The organism is Mesorhizobium sp. B2-2-4 (assembly GCF_006442375.1).
GTDB lineage: Bacteria > Pseudomonadota > Alphaproteobacteria > Rhizobiales > Rhizobiaceae > Mesorhizobium.
In genome coordinates this window covers 88,833-111,931 of sequence record NZ_VFWB01000017.1, presented here as the reverse complement: position 1 = coordinate 111,931, position 23,099 = coordinate 88,833, and the positions used below count along the sequence as shown (strand labels likewise).

21 protein-coding genes are annotated in these 23,099 nt (G+C 63.2%); 7 read left to right on the top strand and 14 right to left on the bottom strand.

Annotation, left to right across the window (positions count from 1 at the left end):
* Nucleotides 1-2: 2 nt before the first annotated feature.
* From FJ959_RS29785 to FJ959_RS29765, 5 genes are all read right to left on the bottom strand, one after another.
* Nucleotides 3-722, bottom strand: coding sequence for a heme-copper oxidase subunit III family protein (locus tag FJ959_RS29785; protein WP_140495792.1), 720 nt, complete (start codon nucleotides 720-722; stop codon nucleotides 3-5).
* A 13-nt stretch (nucleotides 723-735) separates the two neighbouring features.
* Entirely contained in the window at nucleotides 736-1,440 is a 705-nt protein-coding gene (locus FJ959_RS29780; protein ID WP_140633577.1) for a cytochrome c oxidase subunit 3, read from the bottom strand.
* Complete coding sequence (gene ctaD / locus FJ959_RS29775) at nucleotides 1,437-3,206, bottom strand: cytochrome c oxidase subunit I (RefSeq protein WP_140495794.1); 1,770 nt, start codon at nucleotides 3,204-3,206, stop codon at nucleotides 1,437-1,439. The genes FJ959_RS29780 and ctaD overlap by 4 nt, the downstream gene beginning before the upstream one ends.
* 21 nt (nucleotides 3,207-3,227) lie before the next feature.
* Nucleotides 3,228-4,112, bottom strand: a complete 885-nt coding sequence (gene coxB / locus FJ959_RS29770; protein WP_140495795.1) for a cytochrome c oxidase subunit II — start codon at nucleotides 4,110-4,112, stop codon at nucleotides 3,228-3,230.
* A 284-nt stretch (nucleotides 4,113-4,396) separates the two neighbouring features.
* The gene (locus tag FJ959_RS29765; protein ID WP_140495796.1) at nucleotides 4,397-5,077 is read right to left on the bottom strand and encodes a GntR family transcriptional regulator; all 681 of its coding nucleotides are present in this window, start codon (nucleotides 5,075-5,077) and stop codon (nucleotides 4,397-4,399) included.
* A 216-nt stretch (nucleotides 5,078-5,293) separates the two neighbouring features.
* On the opposite strand from FJ959_RS29765, the gene FJ959_RS29760 reads away from it, so the two are divergent.
* The 7 genes from FJ959_RS29760 to FJ959_RS29730 all read left to right on the top strand — a co-directional run bounded on the left by FJ959_RS29760 (nucleotide 5,294) and on the right by FJ959_RS29730 (nucleotide 13,754).
* On the top strand, nucleotides 5,294-6,421 hold the full coding sequence (locus FJ959_RS29760; protein WP_140633574.1) for a sugar ABC transporter substrate-binding protein: 1,128 nt from the start codon (nucleotides 5,294-5,296) through the stop codon (nucleotides 6,419-6,421).
* Nucleotides 6,422-6,496: 75 nt separating this feature from the next.
* The gene (locus tag FJ959_RS29755) at nucleotides 6,497-8,038 is read left to right on the top strand and encodes a sugar ABC transporter ATP-binding protein (protein WP_140633619.1); all 1,542 of its coding nucleotides are present in this window, start codon (nucleotides 6,497-6,499) and stop codon (nucleotides 8,036-8,038) included.
* The gene (locus tag FJ959_RS29750) at nucleotides 8,035-10,101 is read left to right on the top strand and encodes an ABC transporter permease (RefSeq protein ID WP_140561501.1); all 2,067 of its coding nucleotides are present in this window, start codon (nucleotides 8,035-8,037) and stop codon (nucleotides 10,099-10,101) included. Before FJ959_RS29755 ends, FJ959_RS29750 begins: the two co-directional genes overlap by 4 nt.
* A 13-nt stretch (nucleotides 10,102-10,114) precedes the next feature.
* The gene (locus FJ959_RS29745) at nucleotides 10,115-10,921 is read left to right on the top strand and encodes an SDR family oxidoreductase (protein ID WP_140495799.1); all 807 of its coding nucleotides are present in this window, start codon (nucleotides 10,115-10,117) and stop codon (nucleotides 10,919-10,921) included.
* 10 nt (nucleotides 10,922-10,931) lie between these two features.
* The gene (locus FJ959_RS29740; protein WP_140561497.1) at nucleotides 10,932-11,879 is read left to right on the top strand and encodes a 3-hydroxyacyl-CoA dehydrogenase; all 948 of its coding nucleotides are present in this window, start codon (nucleotides 10,932-10,934) and stop codon (nucleotides 11,877-11,879) included.
* A complete protein-coding gene (locus tag FJ959_RS29735) occupies nucleotides 11,876-12,838 on the top strand; it encodes a 3-keto-5-aminohexanoate cleavage protein (RefSeq protein WP_140633572.1) in 963 nt (320 codons plus the stop codon). Before FJ959_RS29740 ends, FJ959_RS29735 begins: the two co-directional genes overlap by 4 nt.
* 37 nt (nucleotides 12,839-12,875) lie before the next feature.
* On the top strand, nucleotides 12,876-13,754 hold the full coding sequence (locus FJ959_RS29730) for an SMP-30/gluconolactonase/LRE family protein (RefSeq protein WP_140633569.1): 879 nt from the start codon (nucleotides 12,876-12,878) through the stop codon (nucleotides 13,752-13,754).
* A gap of 195 nt (nucleotides 13,755-13,949) precedes the next feature.
* Here FJ959_RS29730 and FJ959_RS29725 read toward each other — a convergent pair whose 3' ends face one another.
* The 9 genes from FJ959_RS29725 to map all read right to left on the bottom strand — a co-directional run bounded on the left by FJ959_RS29725 (nucleotide 13,950) and on the right by map (nucleotide 22,924).
* Nucleotides 13,950-15,266, bottom strand: coding sequence for an ArgE/DapE family deacylase (locus FJ959_RS29725; protein ID WP_140633566.1), 1,317 nt, complete (start codon nucleotides 15,264-15,266; stop codon nucleotides 13,950-13,952).
* Nucleotides 15,267-15,268: 2 nt separating this feature from the next.
* Nucleotides 15,269-16,225: an ABC transporter permease gene (locus FJ959_RS29720; RefSeq protein WP_140517085.1), complete on the bottom strand. Its 957-nt coding sequence runs from the start codon at nucleotides 16,223-16,225 to the stop codon at nucleotides 15,269-15,271.
* Nucleotides 16,222-17,148, bottom strand: coding sequence for an ABC transporter permease (locus FJ959_RS29715; RefSeq protein WP_224518945.1), 927 nt, complete (start codon nucleotides 17,146-17,148; stop codon nucleotides 16,222-16,224). The genes FJ959_RS29720 and FJ959_RS29715 overlap by 4 nt, the downstream gene beginning before the upstream one ends.
* A 68-nt stretch (nucleotides 17,149-17,216) precedes the next feature.
* Nucleotides 17,217-18,203 carry an autoinducer 2 ABC transporter substrate-binding protein gene (locus tag FJ959_RS29710; RefSeq protein ID WP_140495805.1) on the bottom strand — a complete coding sequence of 329 codons (987 nt, stop codon included), beginning with the start codon at nucleotides 18,201-18,203 and terminating at the stop codon, nucleotides 17,217-17,219.
* 31 nt (nucleotides 18,204-18,234) lie between these two features.
* A complete protein-coding gene (locus FJ959_RS29705) occupies nucleotides 18,235-19,005 on the bottom strand; it encodes an ATP-binding cassette domain-containing protein (RefSeq protein WP_140495806.1) in 771 nt (256 codons plus the stop codon).
* 27 nt (nucleotides 19,006-19,032) lie between these two features.
* Nucleotides 19,033-19,809, bottom strand: a complete 777-nt coding sequence (locus FJ959_RS29700) for a glutamine amidotransferase (protein ID WP_140495807.1) — start codon at nucleotides 19,807-19,809, stop codon at nucleotides 19,033-19,035.
* Nucleotides 19,810-19,845: 36 nt separating this feature from the next.
* Nucleotides 19,846-21,027: a PfkB family carbohydrate kinase gene (locus FJ959_RS29695; RefSeq protein WP_140521013.1), complete on the bottom strand. Its 1,182-nt coding sequence runs from the start codon at nucleotides 21,025-21,027 to the stop codon at nucleotides 19,846-19,848.
* Between the two features lie 231 nt (nucleotides 21,028-21,258).
* Nucleotides 21,259-21,984, bottom strand: a complete 726-nt coding sequence (gene radC, locus FJ959_RS29690; protein WP_246675555.1) for a DNA repair protein RadC — start codon at nucleotides 21,982-21,984, stop codon at nucleotides 21,259-21,261.
* Nucleotides 21,985-22,096: 112 nt separating this feature from the next.
* Nucleotides 22,097-22,924 (bottom strand): type I methionyl aminopeptidase, encoded by an 828-nt coding sequence (gene map, locus FJ959_RS29685; protein ID WP_140517079.1) that lies wholly within the window; start codon nucleotides 22,922-22,924, stop codon nucleotides 22,097-22,099.
* Between the last annotated feature and the right edge of the window lie 175 nt (nucleotides 22,925-23,099).

Sequence of the window (23,099 nt, the reverse complement as noted above, 5' to 3'; positions counted from 1 at the left end):
TCTCACCAAAGATAGAAGAACGCGAAAATGAAGACCCAGACCAGGTCGACGAAATGCCAGTAGAGTCCCATGATCTCGACGTTCTCGTAGCGGCCCCTGCGGCTGGTAAAGAAGCCGGGCCGCCCAAAGTCAAAATCTCCACGCCACACCTTTCGCGCCACGATGATCAGGAAGATCACCCCGATTGTCACATGCGTGCCGTGGAAGCCGGTGATCATGAAAAAGGTTGACCCGAACTGGGCAGCGCCCCAGGGATTGCCCCAGGGCCGCACGCCTTCGGTGATCAGCTTGGTCCATTCGAAGGCTTGCATACCGACAAAGGTCGCACCGAGTGCTGCGGTCAGAAGCATCAGGATTGCCGTTTTGCGGCGGTCGCGGCGATAGCCGAAATTGACCGCCATGGCCATGGTCCCGCTGCTTGAGATCAGCACGAAAGTCATGATGGCAATAAGGATCAGCGGAATATCCGAGCCGCCGATACGAAGCGCAAAGACCTCGCTGGGATTGGGCCACGGCACGCGTGTCGAAATGCGCGCGGTCATATAGGAGAGCAGAAAGCAGCCGAAGATGAAGGTGTCGCTGAGCAGGAAGATCCACATCATGGCCTTGCCCCATGACACGTTCTTGAACGCCCGCTGATCCGAGGACCAGTCGGCGGCGATGCCTTGCCAGCCTGCGGGCCGCGGCTCTGTCTGAGCGATATGCGTGAGTGTCTCAGCCATCCGCCCGTTCCTCCTACGTCAGTAACCCCCGGCAAATATCGATGAAAGTCGCGGCCCAGCCGGCCAGAAGCGCGAAGATGGCAAGCCAGACGAAAAGCAGGAAATGCGAATACATGGCGCACAGCTCGACGCTGAGGCGAAGCCGCGCCGGCCTTGCCCCGTTCCAAGCGCCGACGGTTGTTCTGCCCAGGCCCACCAGTCCGCCCAGTATGTGCAGGCCATGCATTCCGGTAAGCAGGTAGAAGAAACTGTTGGCCGGATTGGAAGCCAGAAAGTAGCCATCGGCAGACAGCTCGCGCCAAGCCATAAACTGTCCAATCAGGAAGGAGAGCGCCGTAAACCCGGCGGTGGCAAGGCCGAGCTTAACCATGTCCATTTGACCCTTACGCGCCGCGAGCGAGGCGCATTGCAGCGCAATGCTGCTGAGGACCAGCATGCCGGTGTTGAACCAGAGCAGCCGCGGCAGCGGCAGCGCCTGCCAGTCCGACAGCGCCATGCGCATGAAGTAGGCGCTGGTGATCAGCGCGAACAGACAGCCGACGACCGCCAGGAAGACGCCGAGGCCGATCTTGGCGGTCGGTAGCGCCGATCCTTCCATACCAACAAAATCCCCGGCCATACCTTGCTCGAGCCATGGCTTGGTCATCAGCCGCTGGTGGGAAAGCCACCATCCGGCAAAACCGGCGATCACGAGCATGAAGACCAGAATGACGCTCATGCCGGCTCCTTGGAGGGACCGAAGGAGCCCGGTACGTTTTGCGGGATAAAGTCCTCCTTGGCGCCCGGTACGCTGTAGTCATAGGCCCAGCGATAGACGATCGGTAGGTCTTTGCCGAAATTGCCATGGGCCGGTGGTGTTTGCGGCGTCTGCCATTCGAGGGTCGTGGCCCGCCACGGGTTGCCGCCGGCCTCGCGGCCATGACGGATGCTCCAGATCAGATTGAACAGGAACACAATCTGGGCAAAGCCGACGATGAACGCCATGATGCTGATGAACGAGTTCAGATGGTGGGCCGATTCTGTCATCACCGTCATATCGGTCAGTTCATTGTAACGCCTGGGCACGCCCATCAGTCCGAGGTAGTGCATGGGAAAGAAAATCAGGTAGGCGCCGAGGAAGGTGACCCAGAAATGGAACCGGCCCAGCGCCTCGTTCAGCATCCGGCCGGTGACCTTCGGATACCAGTGGTAGATCGCACCGAAGATCACGATGATCGGCGCGACCCCCATGACCATATGGAAATGGGCAACGACGAACATCGTGTCCGACAGCGGGACGTCGACCACGACATTGCCAAGGAACAGCCCGGTCAACCCGCCATTGACGAAGGTGACGATGAAAGCCAGGGCAAATAGCATCGGTATGGTGAGGTGGATGTCGCCGCGCCACAATGTCAGCACCCAATTGTAGACCTTGATGGCGGTCGGAACCGCGATGATCAATGTCGTGGTGGCGAAGAAGAAACCGAAATAGGGATGCATGCCGCTGACATACATGTGGTGCGCCCAGACGACGAAGCTCAGCGCACCGATGCCGACGATGGCCCAGACCATCATGCGATAGCCAAAGATGTTCTTGCGCGCATGGGTGCTGATCAGGTCCGACACGATGCCGAAGGCCGGAAGGGCCACGATGTAGACTTCGGGATGGCCGAAGAACCAGAACAGATGCTGAAACAGGATCGGGCTGCCGCCATTATGCTGTAATTGCTCGCCCATTTCGACGATCGCCGGCATGAAGAAGCTGGTGCCGAGCGTCCGATCAAGCAGCATCATCACACAGGCGACGAATAGCGCCGGGAAGGCGAGCAGAGCCATGACGGTCGCGGTAAAGATGCCCCAGACAGTCAGCGGCAGACGCATCAGCGTCATGCCGCGCGTGCGGCCCTGCAACACCGTCACGACATAGTTCAGCCCGCCCATGGTGAAGCCGATGATGAACAGGATCAGTGAGACGAGCATCAGGATGATGCCCCAGTCCTGGCCCCCCGGTGTGCCGGTCATGATTGCCTGCGGCGGGTACAGCGTCCAGCCGGCCCCCGTCGGTCCGCCAGGCGCAAAGAAGCTCGACACCAAAACCAGCACGGCAAGCAGGTAGATCCAGTAGCTCAGCATGTTGACATAGGGAAAGACCATGTCGCGAGCCCCCACCATCAATGGGATCAGGTAGTTGCCGAAACCGCCGAGGAAGAGCGCCGTGAGCAGATAGATCACCATGATCATGCCGTGCATGGTGATGAACTGGTAGTAGGCTTCAGGCGTGATGAAGTCGAAGGTGCCGGGAAAGCCGAGTTGCAGCCGCATCAGCCAGGACAGCACCAGGGCGACCAGGCCAATTCCCGTTGCCGTCGCCGAATACTGGATGGCAATGACCTTGGCGTCCTGCGAGAAGACGTATTTCGTCCACCAACTGTGCGGATGATACAGTTCGACTTCCGCGACTTCGGCCGGCGGGATGGCATCAGCAGGGGTAATATCGACCATAGGAACACCTCCGTGTCCTTTTTAGCGGGACCCGACGGTTTCGAGCTTTGCTGCAATCCTCGAACTTGACACCGTCGTTGGACCCGACGCCTGGCTTGCCGAGCCCGTCTGCTGGGGCGCCGACAATTGCGCAAACGTCTGTTGCTGGCCAAGCCACGCTAGGTAATCCTCCTGCGTATCGACCATCACCACACCGTGCATCATCGGATGTCCTTGGCCGCAGAGTTCAGCGCACAGGACCTGGAAGGTTCCGGTTTTCGTTGGGGTGAACCAGAAGTAGGTGACCGAGCCCGGGATCATGTCCATTTTGGCGCGGAATTCCGGCACATAGAAATCATGCAGCACGTCGATCGAGCGAAGCAACATCTTGACCGGCTTGCCAACCGGCAGATGCAGATCGGCCGCTTCGACCACGACATCGTCCTGGCCATTGGAATCGCTGGTGATCACGCCCAACGGATTGTCAGCGGTGACGCCGCGGGTGTCGGACGTGCCGAGCTTGCCGTCCTTGCCGGGCAGGCGGAAACTCCATTGCCATTGCTGGCCGACAACTTCGACCACGGTTGCGTCGCTCGGAACGTTGACGAACCGGTTCCAGACGAACAGGCCGGGAACCAGCAAAGCCGTTACGCCGACCGCGGTGACAACCGTCAGCCAGGATTCGAGCCGCCTGTTCTCCGGTTCATACGCCGCCTGATTGCCTTCCCGATGACGGAAGCGGAAGACGCAATAGGCCATGAACAAAACCACGGCGGCAAAGACGACGCCGGTGATCCAGAAAGTTATGATGATGGTGTTGTCGATATAGTCCCAGTTCGAGGCAATCGGCGTCCACCACCATGGGCTCAGGAGGTGGAACAGCACCGAGCCCACAACTATCAAAACGAGTACAAGCGCGAAGGCCATGTCCCGTTCCTCCCGGCATTCCAGGGGCGCGAAGCCGTCTCCGGAAATGCCAAGTGCATCATAGCTTGATTTGGGGTCGCAATTCTAGAGCCGACTGTCTTGACGGGAAAAATCCCGCCTTGCCTGCGCCAACCCTTCGAGAGGAGCCGTCCATCACACACGGGGACGCGTTCGTCCGGCTGATGCGCCTGCGCCGGATCGTTTGGGCGAAGTCGACGGTGGGGTGTGCCAAGCCACGTCGGCAGGCCGAATTCGATCTTCGCGCCGACGAAGTTTCGTTTGTGCTATTTCAGCAGGCCGACCAGAACGTCGAAGGCGGCGTCGATGTCGGCGCGGACCGCGGCCTTGACCGCTTCCGCGTCCCGGTCACGCAACGCAGCGAACATCTCCTGATGGTGCGCATTGGCGGTCGAATAGTTTCCGGAATCGTGCAGCATGTTGAAATAAGGACTGATCTGCAGCCACAAGTTCTCGATGATGTTGAGAATGTTCTCGGAGCCGGCCGCCCGGTAGATGGAGAAATGAAAGGCGTAGTTGGCGCGCAGATAGGACTTGACGTCTCCCGCCGCATTGGCCTGTTCGAGCGCGTCCAGATGCTGGCGCAGCCGGGCGATAGCTTGGTCGTCCATACGCTCGGCCGCCCATGCGGCGGCGATCGCTTCGATCTCGAAGCGGACGTTTCTCAGATCGACGAGGCGTGTGCGGCTGAGTGCGGGAATGCCGATCGAGCGGCCTGAAACCACCATCAGCGCGTTGGCGGCGGTCAGCCGCCGCAGGGCCTCCCTGACCGGCATCGGACTGACGCCGAAAGCATCGGCAAGGCTTTGCACCGTTACCATCTCGCCCGGCACGATGCTGCCGTCGAGGATCAATTCGGTGACATGGCGATAGACCCTGTCCTGCAAGGTCTCCTTGGACAGGGGCGCGATCTCGACGCCCGGCTTTCTGAACGCCGCTCCAGCCATCTCCCCTCAACCTTCCCGCGCAAGCTGCGCCATAACCCGTATCCGGAATGCAGGCTTCCGGCTGCGGCGTCAAGCACCCCCGCCGTCGCCTTGTTATGAGCATATTTCATCATTGATCTTTGATCAAATGGTGATACGGTTGCGATATCGGATGGCAAGGTCACGTCTCGTGCCCTTGGGAGGCATCCGATCGTTCGGATCGGGAGGAGTTTCATAATGGGTATCGGATTGAAAGCCCGGCGGCTTGCGCTGCTGGCCGGCATGGCTGCCTGTGCTTTTGGCATCTCCGCGGCCGAGGCCGCTGAAAAACACAAGATTTTTCTCAGCATGAGCTTCATCGGCAATGACTGGCAGGCCGAGGCGGCGAACATGGTCAAGGCGATGGCCTCGCACAAGAGCCTGGTCGACAAGATCGACCTGCAGGTCCAGGTGGCCGGGCCGAATGCGCAGCGCCAGATCCAGCAGATCAACGCCATGGTGCAGGCGGGAGCGGAGGCGATCGTGATTTATCCGATCTCGCCGACGGCGCTGAACCAGGTCGTCAAGAACGCTTGCGAGAAGGGGGTCAAGGTCTTCGCCTACGACGCCGAGATCACCGAGCCCTGCGCTTACAATGTCCATATCGACCAGGAGGAGGCTGGCAGGGTGACAGCCGAATGGCTGGCCAAGAAGCTCAACGGCAAGGGCAACATCATCGCCGTGACCGGCGTTCCCGGCACCTCGGTCGACGAGCTGCGCACCAAGGCCGCCAAGGCGGTGTTCGCCAAATATCCGGACATCAAAATTGTCGGCGAAGCGGTCGGCATGTGGAGCCAGGCGGTGGCACGCACCGAGCTTTCCAAGATTCTCGCCACGCGCAGCTGGGACGACATTAACGGGCTGTGGATGCAGGTAGGCTGCTTCACCGCCAATTCGATGCAGCTCGAGGCGGGCAGGAAGGCCAGCCAGCTTCTGCCTTGCGCCGGTGAAGGCTCCAATGGCGGCCGCATCCAGATGCTGCCGGAAGGGACGGAGGTCGAGGGTGCTGCTTCTCCCTATGCACCGCTCGGCGCGCCGCGCATTTCGTATGCCTCGCCGCCCTATTCCGGCGCGCTCGCCTTGAAGCTCGCCATCGAGGCGATCGAGGGCAAGGATGTGCCGAAAGCGACAATCCTGCCGCTGCCGATCGTCACCAACGAGACGAGCAAGCTTTGCAACGAGGGCACCTGGGCCGAAATGAAGGCCGGATGCAACACCTTCAACCCGTCGCTGGTTTCCAACCCCGGCTGGTTCGCGTCGATCTTCTCCGACCAGACGCCCGAGATCGGCCTCAACGCGGCGCTCGTCGGCCAGCCCGAGGAGTAGGCTTCAGCAATCCGTGCGCGTGGGGCACTGTGGGCTCCACGCGCCCGCAAGCATGGCATGCCGGAACCGGGAATGATGACTTCAACAACGCATGTGCCGGCTATTGCCGTCAACGGCATACGCAAGGCGTTTGGCGCGACGGTCGCGCTTGACGACGTCTCCTTCGCGATCTCGCCTGGCAGCGTGCACGCCTTGCTGGGTGAGAACGGCGCCGGCAAGTCGACGCTGGTCAAGCTCCTATCGGGACTGGTGCGGCCCGATCAGGGCCAGATCAGCATCCTTGGCGCGCCGGCCGCGCTCGGTTCGCCGCGCGCCGCGCATGAACGCGGGGTGCAGACGGCGTTCCAGGAGATGACGCTGGTCCGCGACCTCAGCGTTCTCGACAATATGCTGCTGCCCTATGCGCCATCCGGCCCGACCGGATTGATCAGGCGGTCGGCCGCGCGCAAGGCAGTCGGCCGGCACATTGCCGATCTCGGTTTTTCGGTCGATCTCGACGCCGAGGTGGCGACGCTCGATCTCGCGGTCCGCCAGAAGATCGAGATCGCGCGCGCCGTCTACCGCAAGCCGCGCATCCTGTTGCTGGACGAGCCGACCTCGACGCTTTCGGGCGGCGACGTCGAATGGCTGGGAACAATCATCGCGCGGCTCAAAGCCGCCGGAACGACGGTCGTGTTCATCACCCACCGCATGCGTGAGGTGCGGGCCTTCTGCGATACCTTGACCATCCTTCGGAATGGCCGCCACATCATCACCGCACCGGTGGCCGACATCTCGGATGAGGATGTGATCGGGAAGATCATCGGCCGCGCCCTCGCGCAGACCTTTCCGCCAAAGCCCGAGGGCGCGGCAGTCTTCGGTCCGCCGGTGCTCGGCGTGCGCGATCTCAAGGCGGGCAGAAAACTCGACGGCGCCAGTTTCGACCTGCGCAAGGGCGAAATCCTCGGCATCGCCGGACTTCAGGGCATGGGCCAGCTAGACCTGTTCCTCGCCTGCTTCGGCATGGCCGAGATCGAACGCGGCCACGTCATGGTCGACGGCCGCAAAGTGTGGCTCGGCTCGCCGGCCGATGCGCTGAGGCCCAACATGGCGATCGGGCTGGTGCCGGAGGATCGCAAGACCGAAGGCCTGTTCCTGAAATTGTCGGGCCGGCAGAATGCATCGCTGCCGGTGGTCGGCCGCTTCACCCGGCTCGGCTTGATCCGCGAGGAGGAGGAAGCACGCGCCGTGCAGGCGGCCTTCTCGACGGTCGAGGTGGACAAGCGTGCGCTGTGGACAAGGGCCGGCGCCTTTTCCGGCGGCAACCAGCAGAAGATCGCCATCGCCAAATGGCTGGTTGCCGAAAGCCGCATCCTGCTGCTCTTCGACCCGACCCGCGGCATCGATGTGGGCACCAAGCACGAGCTTTACGTGATGATGCGCGACTATGTGGCGGCCGGCGGCTCGATCCTGCTGCATTCGACCGAGATTCCCGAACTCGTCCATCAATGCGACCGCGTGCTCGTCCTCTATGACGGACGGCTGGTGGCCGAACTCGCCGGCGGCGAGATCACCGAGAGCGCGATCATGCGGCCGGCGCTGGGACATGGCGGCAATATGCTGGAGGCAGCACAGTGAGCGCGGTCGGTTCGACGGCAACCGGGCAGGCCGGATCCCTGGTGCGCCTCCTGGCGCGGCATCGCGGCGCTATTATCGCGGCGATCGTCTTTGCAGTGCTGCTCGTCGTCGTCGACCTGATCAGCGCCGGGCGGCTCACCTATTTCGATATCTCGTTCCTGTCGAGTGGCGGCGCCACCTCGGCGCTGGCGGCGATGGGCCAGACCATCGTCATCCTGTCCGGCGGCTTCGACCTGTCGGCGGGCGCCGTGGTTTCGCTGGTTAATGTGGTGCTGGCCACGTCGATGGATCCGATGGCGACCGGAACGAACGTCTGGCTGTGGACGCTGGCCGGCATTGGCGTCGGCATGCTCGTCGGGGCGTTCAACGGCTTCTTCATCGCGGTGCTGCGCATGCAGCCCATCGTCGTCACGCTGTCGACCATGTTCATCTTGCAAGGCATCACACTGCTGGTCATGGACAAGCCCGGCGGCTTTGTCTCGCCCGATCTCGGCGCCTTCTATCTCGGCGACGCGATCCCAGGCTGGTTGCCCATGCCGTTGGTCGTCATCGGCGTGGTCCTGCTGGCATGGTTCTGGCTGAAGGGCACGCGGTTCGGCACGGCGCTCTACGCGGTCGGCAGCGATCCGGACGCCGCTGCCGCGGTCGGCGTGCGCGTCGTTCTCGTGCGCTTTCTCGTCTATGTCATCGCCGGCGGCTGCTATGGGCTTGCCGGTGTGTTCATCAGCGCCCAGACCGGCAGCGGCGATCCGCTCGTCGGCAATCCGCTGCTGTTGTCGATGTTCGCCGCCGTCGTGGTCGGCGGCACGCGGCTCGGCGGCGGGCAGGGTGGTCCGTTCGGCACCGTCTTCGGCGCCTATATCCTGATGATGGTCGTCAACGTCCTGCTCGTCCTCAACGTCTCGGCCTATTATTCGACCATCGCCGAGGGCACCATCCTCATCCTTGCCGTTCTCGCGGGCTCGCTGTCGCATGGCTCCGTGCTTGCCTACCAGGTTCGCGCCTTGCGCGCGCGGTTCGCCGCATGGCGCGCCGGCATGCTGCCGTCGCAACTCGACCCCACCGACCGCAGGCTGCGCATCGCCCACAAGCCCGCCGTTCCGGGACAGGCACCCGGCTTTCGCATGCGCAATGCCGAGACGCTGCGCTACGCGCTGCCGGCTTACGTCTGCCTGGCCGCCGTCATGATCGTCACCCAGATCTGGCTCGGCCGGGCCATCTTCAATCCCACCTACTGGAACTCGTTGTTCGTGCTGTCGAGTTTCCTTGCCGTGCTTGCGCTCGGGCAGGGCGGCGTCATCCTCACCGGCGGGCTCGACTTGTCGGTGCCGTGGACGATCGGCTTGTCGGGCATCCTTCTTGCCGGCATGGTCAACGGATCGGACGCGGCACTCGTTTATGCGCTGCCGGTGGTGCTGGCCATCGCCTGTCTTATCGGATTGGCGAACGGCGTCGGCATTGTTTTCCTCGGCATCTCGCCGATCGTCATGACGCTCGCCACCAACGGCATCCTGCAAGGCTTCGCGCTTCTCTATTCGCAAGGCACGCCGGCCGGCTTCTCCTCGCCGATGCTGCGCTGGTTCATGACCGGCAAGATATGGGTAGTGACGCCGGTCGTGCCGTTCATGGTCGTCTTCGTGGCCCTTGCGGTGCTGCTGCTCGGCCGCACCGCCTTCGGCCGGAAGGTCTACGGCATTGGCAACAGCCCGCGCGCGGCCCAGCTTTCGGGCATCGCCGTCGGACGGACGCTGATCTTCGTCTATATGCTGTCAGCGCTGTGCGCGGCCATCGTCGGCGTCATGCTGACCGGCTTTTCCGGCCAGGCCAGCCTCGGCATGGGCGACGACTATCTCCTGCCGTCCATCGCCGTTGTCGTGGTCGGCGGCGCGCTGATCACCGGCGGGCGCGGTCACTATCTCGGCATGCTCGGCGGCGTGCTGCTGTTGACGGCGCTGCAGATGCTGCTGGCCGGCACGACGCTGCCTTACGCCACACGGGCGATCCTGTTCGGGCTGGTGGTGCTCGGTGCCGTCATGGCGCTGCGTGAAAGACGCATTCAATGAAGGGAATGGAATGATGAGCACGAGCGCACCCAAATCGCCCGACGAATTCCTGGCGGGGCTCAAAGGGCAACGTGTCCTGGTCACGGCGGGCGCCGGCGGCATTGGCTTCGCCATTGCCGAAACGCTGTCGCGGCTCGGTGCGCGCATCGTCGTCTGCGATGTGTCCGACGAAGCCCTGGCGGCCGCCCCCAAGAAGATGGCGCTCGTCGCAGCGGTCAAGGCCGACGTGTCGCGCGACGACGATGTCGACCGGCTGTTCGAGGCGGTGGAGGAGAAACTCGGCGGCCTCGACGCACTGATCAACAATGCCGGCATCGCCGGGCCGACCGGCGGCGTCGACGAAATCGATCCGGCCGACTGGAGGCGCTGTCTTGACATCGGCCTGACCGGCCAGTTCCTGTGCGCACGGCGCGCCGTGCCGCTCATCAAGGGGGCCGGCGGCGGTTCGATCGTCTCGATGTCGTCGGCGGCCGGCCGCCACGGCTATGCGTTCCGCACGCCCTATTCGGCGGCCAAATTCGGCGTCATCGGCTTCACGCAGAGCCTTGCCAAGGAGCTTGGGCCGCACGGGATCAGGGTCAACGCCATCCTGCCGGGCATCATAGAGGGGCCGCGCATCGAGAGCGTTATCTCGGCACGCGCCAAACAGGTCGGCATCAGCCATCAGGAGATGACCGAACGCTATTTGCAGAACATCTCGTTGCGCCGCATGACCAGCCCGTACGACGTGGCTTCGATGGTCGCATTCCTGCTGTCCGACGCGGGCATCAACATTTCAGGCCAGTCGCTCGGCGTCGACGGCAACGTCGAAACGCTTTGAGGAGCAAGCCATGGCCAGGGTTGCAATTGTCGGAAGCGGGTTCATCGGACGGGCATGGGCGATCAGCTTCGCGCGCGCCGGCCATGATGTGCGCATGTGGGACCAGTCGCCGGTCGCGGCAGGCGGCGCGCGCGACTACATAGAAGGCGTGCTCGGCGATCTCGCTTCGAATGATCTGCTGCGCGGACAGACCGCGCACGCGGTGCTCGAGCGCATCGTCGTCATGGGAGACTTGGACGCGGCTCTGGCCGGCGCCGTGCATATCCAGGAGAACACACCGGAAAATCTCGAAGTGAAGCGCGAGGTGTTTTCGCGGATCGATTCCCTCTCTGATCCGCAGGCGGTGATCGCCAGCTCCACCTCGGCGCTGCTGCCGTCGAAATTCACCGATCATCTCCCGGGGCGGCACCGCTGCCTGGTCGTGCATCCGATCAACCCGCCCTACCTCATTCCGGCGGCGGAGGTGGTGCCGGCGCCGTGGACGTCCGCCGAGACGCTCGAAAGGACGCGCGCCTTCCTCCTCGATGCCGGCCACGCGCCGCTGGTGATGAAGCGCGAGCTCGACGGCTTCATCATGAACCGGCTGCAAGGGGCGCTGCTCGAGGAAGCTTTCCGGCTTGTCGCCGACGGCTATGCCAGCGTCGAGGACGTCGATATCGGCATCCGTGATGGCTTGGCGCTGCGCTGGTCGTTCATGGGGCCCTTCGAGACCATCGATCTCAACGCGCCGGGCGGCGTGCGCGACTATGCCGAGCGCTACCAGGGCATCTATTCCAATATTTTCCCGCAGATGCTGCGTCGCGTCGACTGGGCGGGCGAGGTGATGGAAACCGTCGAGTCCGAGCGCAGCAGGCGCTTGCCCAGGGAGAAACTGGGCGATCGGCAGGTATGGCGGGATCGCCGGCTGATGGCGCTGGCGGCGCACAAGAAGAAATCGGATCAGGAGTTCGGACAATGAAAGAAACCAGCCGCAAGCCCGGCGTCACGGCGGCCAGGGGCAAGGTCATCATCACCTGCGCGGTGACGGGGGCGATCCACACGCCGACCATGTCGCCCTATTTGCCGATCACGCCGGACCAGATCGCCTCGGAGGCGATCGCCGCCGCGGAAGCCGGCGCCGCGATCCTGCATCTGCATGCCCGCGATCCGGAGACCGGCAAGCCCGACCAGACGCCGGAGGCCTTTGCCCGTTTCCTGCCGCGCGTCAAGCAAGGCACCAACGCCGCCATCAACATCACCACCGGCGGCAGCCCCTATATGAAGGTCGAGGAGCGGGTGCGCCCGGCCGCCCAGTTCAAGCCGGAGGTAGCCTCGCTCAATATGGGCTCGATCAATTTCGGGCTCTATCACCTCGCCGACAAATACGAGATCTTCAAGTTCGACTGGGAAAAGCCGCATCTGGAAGCGACGCGCGACCTCGTCTTCCGCAACTCGTTCAAGGACATCGAGTACATTCTCGCGACTTGCTACGACAACGGCACGCGGTTCGAGTTCGAGTGCTATGACATTGCGCATCTCTACAATCTCTCCCACTTCGCCGACCGTGGGCTGGTGAAACCGCCCTTCTTCGTGCAGTCGGTGTTCGGCCTGCTGGGCGGCATCGGCACGCATCCGGAGGATGTCGCGCATATGAAGCGCACAGCGGACCGGCTGTTCGGGGATCAGTTCCGCTGGTCGGTGCTCGGCGCCGGCGCCAGTCAGTTACGCATCGCCGCGCAATCGGCAGCACTCGGCGGCAACATCCGGGTCGGGCTGGAGGACAGCCTGTGGGCCGGCAGGGGCAAGCTTGCCAAGTCGAATGCCGAGCAGGTCGTGCTGGCGCGCAAGATCATCGAGGGGCTCGGCATGGAGGTGGCGACGCCGGACGAAGCGCGCGAGATCCTGTCGCTGAAGGGCGGCGACAAGGTCGCTTTCTGACGCAGCCAATCGCCGCGCGAGCAAAGAGGAGGACGGCATGAAGATCGAAGTCGTGGTGGACGTGAAGACGACGCTGGGCGAGGGACCGCTCTGGGACGTCGAGCAGGAGCGTCTCTACTGGATCGACAGTTTCGACGGGCGCGTCTTCCGCGCGACCGCCGACGGGCGCGAGATCCGCTCCTGGAACGTGCCGATGAAGATAGGCTCGATGGCGCTGCGCAAGGATGGCGGCGGCGCTGTCGTCTCGTTGCAGCGCGGTTTCCATCTGCTCGATTTCGCCACCGGCGAGGTGACGCCGATCCATGATCCGGAGCCGGACAAGCCAATGAACCGTCTCAACGACGGCAAGGTCGACCGGCGCGGCCGCTTCTTCGCCGGCTCGATGGACACGATGGAAGAGGGGCCCTCCGGCGGCCTTTACAGGCTCGATCCGGATTTCTCCGTCACCAGGATCGATTCCGGCATCATCTGCTCCAACGGTCCATGCTGGAGCCCCGACGACCGCACCTTCTATTTCGCCGACACCTGGACCGGCGAGATCTGGGCCTATGATTACGACATCGAGACCGGTACGGCCAGCAACCGCCGCACCTTCGTTCGCGTCGATACCAGCCGCGGTGGTGCCGCCGACGGCTCGACCGTCGATGCCGAAGGCTGTCTGTGGAATGCGCTGGTCTATGACGGCCGCCTGGTGCGCTACGCGCCGGACGGCAGCATAGACCGTATCATCGACATGCCGGTGAAGAAGATCACCAGCGCCATGTTCGGCGGACCGAAGCTCGACACGCTCTACGTCACCTCGATGGCCAAGCCGCCGCTGCCGCGTTTTCCCGGCGATGGCGTGCTGCGCGGCAGCCTGTTCGCCATCACCGGCCTTGGCGTGACCGGAGTTCCCGAGCCGAGGTTTGGTGGCTGACGGGCGGCCTCTTAGAGCAGTTCACCGTTTCATGGAAACGGCGAACCGCTCTATCTCTTTGTTTTTGCGCAATTCCATAGGGAAAGCGCTACGCGCTTTTCCCGGGAAAACCGTACACACTTTTCCTGGAATTGCTCTCGCCGCTCCTCCCGGACGTCTTCCGCAAACTTCCTGCCGCTCGCAGTCAGCTAAAAACTATCGGCACCATTTCTCCACCGCTAAGGCGATGGCCTTCGTGCAGTCGACGAGATCGCGCACCGAAACGCGCTCGTTCGGCTGATGCGCCTGCGCCGGATCGCCAGGACCGAAGTTGACGGTCGGGGTGTTGCCCAGGCCGGTCGGCAGGCCGATGTCGCTGTGTGCGCCGAAGCCGCTCAGGGCCGGCGACAGGTCGGCTGCTTTGACGGCCTCCTGGAACAGGCCGACAAAGGGGTTGTCCGACGGGATCTCGGCGCAATCGGCATCGAGGATCCATTCGACACGGGCAGGGTGCTTTCGCAGATAAGGATCCGCCTGGCAGACATTGGCGATGTGCTCTTCGATTTCGCGTTTGACATTGCCGCCCAGCCTGAACTCGTCATGCTCGCTCGGCAGATACTGTGCGTCGATGATGATCTCGCCGCGTCCTGCCATGGAGGATGGATGTTCGCCGGCATTGATCTGGGTGACGATGATCTGGTTGGGCAGGTCCATCAGCGGGTGGTTCTTCCTGGGATCGAACATCCATCGCCGGTTGAGGATGTCGATGCCGTCGAGGATCTGCCGGCAAAGCTGGACGGCGTCGACCGGGCCGCTCGAATACCAGGCGTTCGGCGTCAGTTCGGCATGGCCGCCTATGCCGTCGATGATGATCTTGCCCCACAGAATGCCGTGACAAAGCGGTGCGATCCTGTTCGCCGTCGGTTCCGTCATGATGCCGGCGTCGGCGCGAAAGCCGCGATCAACCATGGCGAGCGACCCCATGCCGCCGATTTCCTCGTCGACGACGGTGGTGAAGACGACGTCGCCGGAGAGGGAAACGTCGAGTTCCTTCAGGATTTCGACCGCCATCAGCATGCAAGCGACGCCGCCCTTCATGTCGACCGTGCCGCGACCGTGCAGGAATCCATCTTTCAGGACAGGCTGGAAGGGATCGGTGGTCCAGTGCCCGGCGGCACCCGGCGGCACGACGTCGATATGGCCGGTCAGCATGATGGACCGCCCGCCGCCGGTGCCTTTCAAAACGCCGCCGAGATTGGGCCGGCCCTCGAACGTCCTGCCCTTGTTGGCGCCGGCACGTCCCTTGTATTTTTCGTAGAGTGCCGGGCCGTCTGGATCCCAGAGATCGGTCGAGAAGCCGAGTGCCTCAAGGCGCTTTTGCAGGTAGCGCTGGCAATCCCGCTCGCCGGGGCCGGCCTCCTTCGGATTCGATTTCACGATCGAAGGGAAGGCGACGAGATCGCTCAGCGTCTTAACGATGCGCTCGGCGGCTGCCTCGACGCGCGCGGCGATGGTCTCTTCCATGGAAGGCATTGTTATCTCCAACGTTGGGAAAGTCGGTCGGCGAGAAGGACGAAAACCAGAAGGGCGCCGACAATCCCCACCTGCCAGACCGTGTTGATGTTCAATTGCAGAAGGCCGGTCTTCAGCGTGACCAGCAGCAGGACGGCCGCGAACACGCCGCCGACGCCACCGCGTCCGCCGGTGATGACGATGCCTCCCAGCATGGCCGCGGTCAGCGATTCCAGTTCGAGGTTCTGGCCGATATTGGGCCTGCCGCTGCCGAGCCAGGCGAGAGAGACGAGGCCGGCAGCACCGGCCAGTGCGCCGCTCAGCACGTAGAGAATGAAGCGTACGCGATCGACCGGAATGCCGACCAGTTTGGCCGAGCGCTCGTTGAAGCCCATGGCATAGATCCAGCGCCCCCAGGCCGTCGAGAGCAACACGAGACCGGCAAGCGCGAAGCAGGGGACGGCGAGCGTGAGGAAAGGCACGGGGATGCCCATAATCGCACCGCGCCCCCAAACGAGCAGCCAGGCGGGCACGCCGGACTGCGCCGCGCCGCCGGTGACCGCAAGCGCGAGGCCGGAATAGACGAAGAATGTTCCCAGCGTCGCGATGAAGGGGAGAAGGGCGAGCTCGTTCACCAGCCATCCGTTCAAGGCACCGAGCACAGCGCCAGCCAGGATGCAGACGACCGGCAACAGAAGGGGCGGCAACCCCAGCTTCAGGGAAAGCATGGCAACGATCGCCGAGAGCGAAACGGCGCCGCCAACGGACAGGTCGATGCCCGCGCCCCCGGCCAGGACGACCAGCGCCTGTCCAAGGCCGACCAGGGCCAGGATCGTCGAAAATTGCAAAATCGTGGTGACGGTGCCAAGATTGAAGACCGAGGGCTTGAGCGCCAGCAGGCCGACAATAACGACCAGCCAGAGGCCGCACAGCAGAGCCAAAGTGAGGGCGGGGCCCTGCAGGTTCCGGATCCTGTTCATGCGCGGGCTCGCAGGAATTGGGCAAGCGGCAGCCGGTTGGAGACAGCTTCGAAGCCAAGCACGCCGATGATGAGAACGCCGGTAACCACAGGCTGCCAAAGCGAGGGGACGCCGATCAGGAGCAATCCATTCTGGAGAATTCTCAGAAGCAGTACGCCGAAGACCGTGCCGATCAAGCTGCATCTGCCGCCCAATATGCTCGTGCCGCCGAGAATGACCGCGGCGATCGCATCGAGCGCCAGCGTGCTGCCGATCGTCATCTCCACATTGCGGTAGGTGGCGACGTAAAACGTGGCGGCAATGCCAGTCAGGACGCCACTGATGACGAAGGTCATGAAGCGTACCTTGACCACGGGGATTCCGGACAGCCGGGCCTTTTCCTCGGAATTGCCGATCGCCAGCAGGTGCGGCCCGTAGGGGGTTCGCCGCAACGCCAGCCAGACGACCAGATAGGCGATGGCAATGACGATGGCTGGGACTGGAATGCCGAGTACGGTGGTTGCCAGAAGATTGGTGAGGCTCGAGGGCAGGCCCGAGAGCCACTGCCCGCCGAGAAGGACAAAGACGGCGGTGCGGTAGACGCCAAGCAGGCCGAGCGTTCCCACGATTGCCGGAACGCGACCGAGGACGACGACGGTGGCCGTCACGCAGCCGAGCAGCGCACCGACCGCAGGGCCAGCGATGAGCGCCAGCAGCGGATTGCCCTCGGCGCCGAGCACACGGCCGATCGCTATTGCCGCCAGACCCATGACGATGCCGATCGAGACGTCGATGCCGCCCATGGCCAGCAGCAAGGTCATGCCAAGGCCGATCAGCAGCAGTTCGACGCTGTTGCGCAGGACGGTCGCCGCATTGCCTGGCGTCGCGTAGTGGGGCGATGCGACAGAAAAGATGACGATCGCCAGGAGACAGGCGGCAAGCAAGGACCACTCCCGCCCGTTCATGGCCAAAACGCCGTTTCCAAACTGTCGCACCGTGTTCATCCCAAGGCTCAGAAGTTGAACTTGTCGACATTGTCCTTCGTGAAGACCGCCGGCGGTCCGAGCAGCAGGATGCCCTTGGCGGCATCATAGGTGGCGGGCTTTTCGAGGCCGGCGATCTTGTTTTCCGCTTCGAAGCTCTTGCCGTCGATCAACTGCTTGCCGGCCCAGACCGTGAGATAGCCCAGCTGTTCGGGATCCCACAGCACGGTGAAGCCGAAGGCGCCGCTCTTCAGGTAGGATCGCGCCGTGTTCGGGCTGCAATAGCCCGTGCCGATGACGGAGCCGATCTTACCGGCGGTTTCGATGGCCTGGGCGACGCCCGGGCAGGTCGAGGATGCGACGGCGATGATGGCCTTGATGTCGGGATTGGCGGCCATGAGATCGCCTGATATCTGCGCGGCGCGCTCGGCCGTGCCGCCGGCGAATTGCGGAGCCAGCAGTTTCAGCTTCGGATATTTGGCGGTGGCCTCTTTCTGCATGAAGCCGATCCAGGCGTTGAGATTGGACGCCGTCGCCTCGCCGGAGACGATGCCGATCGTGGCGTCCTCGCCGACGCGCTTCACCAACTCATCGATGATCGTCGTGCCGAGCCCTTCGTCGGTCGCCTGCGCCACATAGACGGCACGGCCGCTGTCGGGTGCATCGCTGTCGCTGGTGAAAAGCTTGATGCCCTTGGCCTTGGCGCTCTCGACGACGGGCGCGATGCTGGACGCATCCAGCACGCTGACCGAGATCGCCTGGACACCCTGGTCGATCAGGTTCTGCACGATCTGCAACTGATCGACCGGGTTGGTGTCGACGGGGCCGGAATAGATGAAATCGACGCCCAGGTCCTTCGCGGCGCGATTGCCGCCGGCTTCCATGGCATTGAAATAGGGTATGCCGATCAATTGCGGGACGAAGGCGACCTTGGGCTTGTCGGCGGCATGCGCCGCCGTGGCGACCACGAGTGACAGCACGGAAACGGCGAGCGCTTTTTTGAGTTGAGAAAGCATTGGTTTATCCTCTCTGGAATGGACGTGCATTTCAGTTTGATTTTTCAAGCGCCCGCACGTCGGGATGAGCGCCTGTTATGAGCGAAACGACTTCCTCGTGATTGGTCTCGGCCGCCAGCCGTTCGGCCACCTTGCGGCCGCGCCGGAACACCACGATGCGGTCGGCGACCTCGAACACTTCGGAAATGTTGTGGCTGATGAGGACGACGGCACAACCGCGCGCGGCAAGCCGCCGCGTCAGTGCCAGAACCTTGCGGGTTTCGGCGACGGCAAGGGCCGCCGTCGGCTCGTCCATGATGACCAGCCTGGCATTCAGATTGAGGGCCCGGCAGATGGCCACGGCTTGGCGCTGACCGCCGGACAGGCTGCCGACGGGTGCTTCCGGATCGGAAATATGCGCGTCGAGCTCTTTCAGCAGGCCGTCGACGCGCTGGCGCATTTCCTTGCGCTTCAGGAAGGGAATACCCAAAATGGAGCGTTTCAATTCGCGGCCGAGAAAGACGTTTTCGGCAATCGACAGGTTTTCCGAGAGCGCCAGTTCCTGAAAGATCGTCGCGATCCCCGACGACGCCGCATCCTTGGGCGAGGAGAAAGCCACCGGATTGCCCTCGATGAGAAGCTTTCCATCGCTGGGCGGATGGGCGCCCGCCAGGATCTTGATGAAGGTGGATTTGCCGGCGCCGTTGTCGCCGAGAAGCGCCAGCACCTCGCCGGAGCGGATTTCCAGGTCGACATCGGCAAGCGCAGTCAGGGCGCCGAAGCGCTTTGCGATATTTCTGGCGACAAGAAACGGTTCTGTCATGGCGGTTCCCCGGCGGTTGCTGGTCGGCTAGACGGCCTTGCTGACCCAGCGCAGCACGTTGGTCCAAAGACGCGCATAGCCCGGCCATTCCACGAAGCTGTTGGGCAGCCAATGCGGGCCGATATCCGACGTCCAGGCCAGCGTGCGGCCCTGGCCATGGCGGCCGGTGACCAGCAGCGGATGACCGCCGTGATCCTGCGGCAACCGTGCGAGGATTTCGACGTCATCGCGATCGCGAGCGACGACCTCGTTGGCGCCGAGCAGCAGCGGCCATTCGCCTTCGATGCCGGCAAAGATCGGGTGATCCTTGGGACCGGTGATTTCAGGCCGGAACCCTTCGGGAATCTCGAGCCGGTCGTCATAGGGGAGGCAGGTTACCGGCAGCGCCTCCTCGACGGCCGTGCGGTGCCAGCGCGCCTTGCCGTCGATGCCCTGGAAAGAGAAATAGCCGCCGATCATGACCATGCCACCACCGGCCTGCGTCCAGTCGCGCAGAAGCTTGAGCCGGTTGGGCACTGTCTTGCCGTGCAGCCAGACATCGGGGTGAAGCAGCAGCGAGTTCGCGCCGATGTCGGAGAGGATGATGGCCTTGTATTGCGACAGGCCCTCCGTGGTGAAAGGCAGCTTTTCGACGGCTTCATGGGCCGGCATGTAGTCGAGGTCGAATTCGCTGCTCTTCAAGGCATCGACCAGCGGCGTCGCGCCCAGGTGAAAGGTGACGCTGCCGAACTGATCGAACCCCTTGTAGTGGGTCGCCGAACTCATCCAGCTCTCGCCGACCAGAAGCACTCTTGTTTTCGCCATGACCAATACTCTCCTGGGTTCCCGTAAGTTGTTGGTTCAGCTTGCCAACATGGCGTTGTTCGCCAAAGCGGCAGCCTTCAAAGTCGCGAAATCCGCGATGTAGCCCTGTGCGCCTTCGACCGTGGTCGTCAGGCTCGCGCCGATCGCCGCATGGCGGGCGGCGTCGTCCAGCGACGCACCATGCAGCCAGAGGCTTAGGAATATGCCGGCGAAGCTGTCGCCGGCGCCCGTCGCATCGACGCGGTCGACAGGCAGTGCCGGCACCTCGATCTGCGGTCCGCCATTCGCCGGAAAGACGACCGCGCCAAACTCGCCGAGAGTGAGCACGACCGTTCCGCGCGGCTTGATGCGCGCCAGCATCAGCCGCACCTCTTCGATCATCGTCGCCATCCTGGAGCGAAAGTCGAAAATCTCCCGCATCATCACATCGTTGATGAAGGTCAGGTCGATGTGCCGGACCATCTGCGTGAAGGTTTCAGGCGTGCGTGCGCTCTTGGGCAGGCCGGCCGAATGCAGGCTCACCCTCCAGCCGGCCTGATGAAAGCGCGCGATGGAAGCGGTCATCGTTTCGTAGTGGAAGCCTTCGATGTGAAGACAGGCCGGGCGCGGTTCGGGCTGGATGTCCAGATTGGCGGTCAGATCGATCTCGCCGAGTTCGAACGGTTCACTGATGATCGTGCGGCTGCCATTGCGCTCGATGATCACGATGGCCTGCGAAAGGCGGTTGTTGGGCGTGTTGCGGATCGGCAATGCGTGGACGCCCAGTTTGGAAAGCGCGCCGAGCGCCCAGTCACTCTCCGGGTCTTCGCCGACCGCCGTCGCCAGTTCCACGTCGAGAGCGTAGGGCGCCCCAACACCGGCGGCGGCAACCGCGAGATTGGCCGCGGGCCCGCCCAGCGCCTTCTCGATATGGCTGGCTGTGATGCGGTCGTCGCGATGCGGCAGGACGTCGACGCGGCAGAGAAAGTCGACACTGACCCGGCCCGCGACCAGGAGCCTCGGCAGATGATCGAGATTCTTCGGCCTGTGGGGCGCGCGGCCCGGCAGCGAGCGCGCAAACGAACTCGGCCGGTACATCAGCGTGGCGATCGCCTTTTCGATGCGTTCGCGCGTGGCCTCCTTCAGGCCGGCGGTCCCATTGATGAAGTTCGACACCGTTCCGATGGAGACACCGGCGGCGCGTGCGACATCCGCTATGGTCGGGCGCTTGCGTTGCAACGGCAGGTTCCAATTGAAGCGTTTCAAACGGTATCAACGGAAAAGCCGCCCCTCAACGGAATTATGTTCTAAAAGGTCTGGAATCTGCGAGTGAATTTGGAAAACTATGGCGATATGGCCTCAATTTCGGGCCATTCGTTCCAGAATTGAACGATTTTCAAATTCTTGAGCCGAAAGACCGGGCCGGCGAATTGCCTGCTTTCATTCGGATAGCTTCGCCGAGCCGATGATCTAGATCAGCAGCAAGCCCTTCATGCTGGAATAGCCCTTGCGACCGATGATGATGTGGTCATGCACGGAAATGCCCAGCCGCTTGGCCGCGTCGATGATCTCCTTGGTCATCTCGATATCGGCACGCGATGGCGTCGGATCGCCCGACGGGTGGTTGTGCACCAGGATGATTGCCGTCGCCGACAGTTCGAGAGCGCGCTTGACCACCTCACGCGGATAGACGGGCGTATGGTCAACAGTGCCGGTCTGCTGCACCTCGTCGGCAATCAGCGTGTTCTTCTTGTCAAGGAACAGGATGCGGAACTGCTCGCGCGCCTCGAAGGCCATGGCTGACCGGCAATAGTCGAGAAGCTGCTGCCAAGAGGAGAGGATTTCGCGGCCATGGACCTCGCTGCGCGCCATGCGCTGGGCCGTCGCCGCAATGACCTTCAGGTCGAGCGCTACCACCGGGCCCACGCCCTTGACCTCCTGGAGGAGGCCGACGGGCGCGCCAAGCACCTCGGCCAGGGTACCGAAGCGGGAGAGCAGCGCCTTGGCGACCGGCTTGGTGTCGGCGCGCGGGATCAGGCGGAAGAGCAGGAGTTCCAGAAGCTCATAGTCGGGCAGGGCGTCCGAACCTGCCGAGGCGAAGCGTTCGCGCAAACGGTCGCGGTGGCCGAGATAATGCGGCTTCTCCTCGATCCTGCCGGCCTTCGCAGGAGGCCGGGCTGTCCCAGGAGAGTGCATGGTCGCGGAAAGCTGCGCAGGCTTTTCTGCAAAGAAACTGCGCTCGTCGTCGTCACCTGACATCTCGTCTGCCCCCCAGCTCCCCGACCGCGAGCGCCGGGAGAACGAAACATTAGGCTGGCAGGCCGGGGCGGTCGAGCTTTTTGGGGGAGAGCGTGAAGATCTCGCAGCCGGTGTCAGTCACGCCGATCGTGTGTTCGTATTGCGCCGACAGCGAGCGGTCGCGTGTCACCGCCGTCCAGCCGTCCGACAGGACTTTCACATGCGGCCGGCCGAGGTTGATCATCGGCTCGACGGTGAAGATCATGCCGGGCCGCATCTCGACGCCCTCATTGGCGCTGCCATAATGCAGGATATTGGGCGCGTCGTGGAACAACTGGCCGACGCCGTGGCCGCAGAAGTCGCGCACCACCGAGCAGCGCTCGCCCTCGGCATAGCTCTGGATCGCCGCGCCAATGGCGCCGGTGCGGGCGCCAGGCCTGATCGCGGCAATGCCGCGCATCAGGCATTCGTGGGTGACTTCGAGCAGGCGTTCCGCCGCGCGTTTTATGGTGCCGACGGGGTACATGCGCGAGGAATCGCCGTGCCAGCCGTCGAGGATGTAGGTGACGTCGATGTTGACGATGTCGCCATCCTTCAGCGGCTTGTTGTCGGGGATGCCATGGCAGACGACATGATTGATCGAGGTGCAGGAAGACTTGGTGTAGCCGCGGTAGTTGAGCGTCGCCGGCAGCGCGCCATGATCCATGCCGAACTCGAAAACGAAACGATCTATGGTGTCGGTGGTGACGCCGGGCGCAACCATCGGCACCAGTTCGTCGAGGCAGCGCGCCGTGAGGTCGCATGCCTTGCGCATGCCGGCAAAACCTTCCTCGCCATAGAGGCGGATCTGGCCGGTGTTTCTGAGCGGTGCCGTGGCGGCGTCGAGATAAGTGACCATTGGTGTCCGTCTTGCCGGTGTGGCTCTGCAAGGGAGCCGGCGTGAAAATCTCCCCAGATTTGGCACTTGAGGGCAAAAGGTTCAAGGAAGAACTGCCCGGACACGACCAAGCGGCAGGGATATTCGGCGCGCCCCGGTGTCCTTGACGCCCTTGTTCCTTCCCTTTCAGTCGACC

Bases quoted from the DNA above. Each gene is read 5' to 3' on its own strand.
- FJ959_RS29785 (WP_140495792.1), bottom strand. From the start codon at position 722: ATGGCTGAGACACTCACGCATATCGCTCAGACAGAGCCGCGGCCCGCA.
- FJ959_RS29780 (WP_140633577.1), bottom strand. From the start codon at position 1,440: ATGAGCGTCATTCTGGTCTTCATGCTCGTGATCGCCGGTTTTGCCGGA.
- ctaD (WP_140495794.1), bottom strand. From the start codon at position 3,206: ATGGTCGATATTACCCCTGCTGATGCCATCCCGCCGGCCGAAGTCGCG.
- coxB (WP_140495795.1), bottom strand. From the start codon at position 4,112: ATGGCCTTCGCGCTTGTACTCGTTTTGATAGTTGTGGGCTCGGTGCTG.
- FJ959_RS29765 (WP_140495796.1), bottom strand. From the start codon at position 5,077: ATGGCTGGAGCGGCGTTCAGAAAGCCGGGCGTCGAGATCGCGCCCCTG.
- FJ959_RS29760 (WP_140633574.1), top strand. From the start codon at position 5,294: ATGGGTATCGGATTGAAAGCCCGGCGGCTTGCGCTGCTGGCCGGCATG.
- FJ959_RS29755 (WP_140633619.1), top strand. From the start codon at position 6,497: ATGACTTCAACAACGCATGTGCCGGCTATTGCCGTCAACGGCATACGC.
- FJ959_RS29745 (WP_140495799.1), top strand. From the start codon at position 10,115: ATGAGCACGAGCGCACCCAAATCGCCCGACGAATTCCTGGCGGGGCTC.
- FJ959_RS29740 (WP_140561497.1), top strand. From the start codon at position 10,932: ATGGCCAGGGTTGCAATTGTCGGAAGCGGGTTCATCGGACGGGCATGG.
- FJ959_RS29735 (WP_140633572.1), top strand. From the start codon at position 11,876: ATGAAAGAAACCAGCCGCAAGCCCGGCGTCACGGCGGCCAGGGGCAAG.
- FJ959_RS29730 (WP_140633569.1), top strand. From the start codon at position 12,876: ATGAAGATCGAAGTCGTGGTGGACGTGAAGACGACGCTGGGCGAGGGA.
- FJ959_RS29725 (WP_140633566.1), bottom strand. From the start codon at position 15,266: ATGCCTTCCATGGAAGAGACCATCGCCGCGCGCGTCGAGGCAGCCGCC.
- FJ959_RS29720 (WP_140517085.1), bottom strand. From the start codon at position 16,225: ATGAACAGGATCCGGAACCTGCAGGGCCCCGCCCTCACTTTGGCTCTG.
- FJ959_RS29710 (WP_140495805.1), bottom strand. From the start codon at position 18,203: ATGCTTTCTCAACTCAAAAAAGCGCTCGCCGTTTCCGTGCTGTCACTC.
- FJ959_RS29705 (WP_140495806.1), bottom strand. From the start codon at position 19,005: ATGACAGAACCGTTTCTTGTCGCCAGAAATATCGCAAAGCGCTTCGGC.
- FJ959_RS29700 (WP_140495807.1), bottom strand. From the start codon at position 19,809: ATGGCGAAAACAAGAGTGCTTCTGGTCGGCGAGAGCTGGATGAGTTCG.
- radC (WP_246675555.1), bottom strand. From the start codon at position 21,984: ATGCACTCTCCTGGGACAGCCCGGCCTCCTGCGAAGGCCGGCAGGATC.
- map (WP_140517079.1), bottom strand. From the start codon at position 22,924: ATGGTCACTTATCTCGACGCCGCCACGGCACCGCTCAGAAACACCGGC.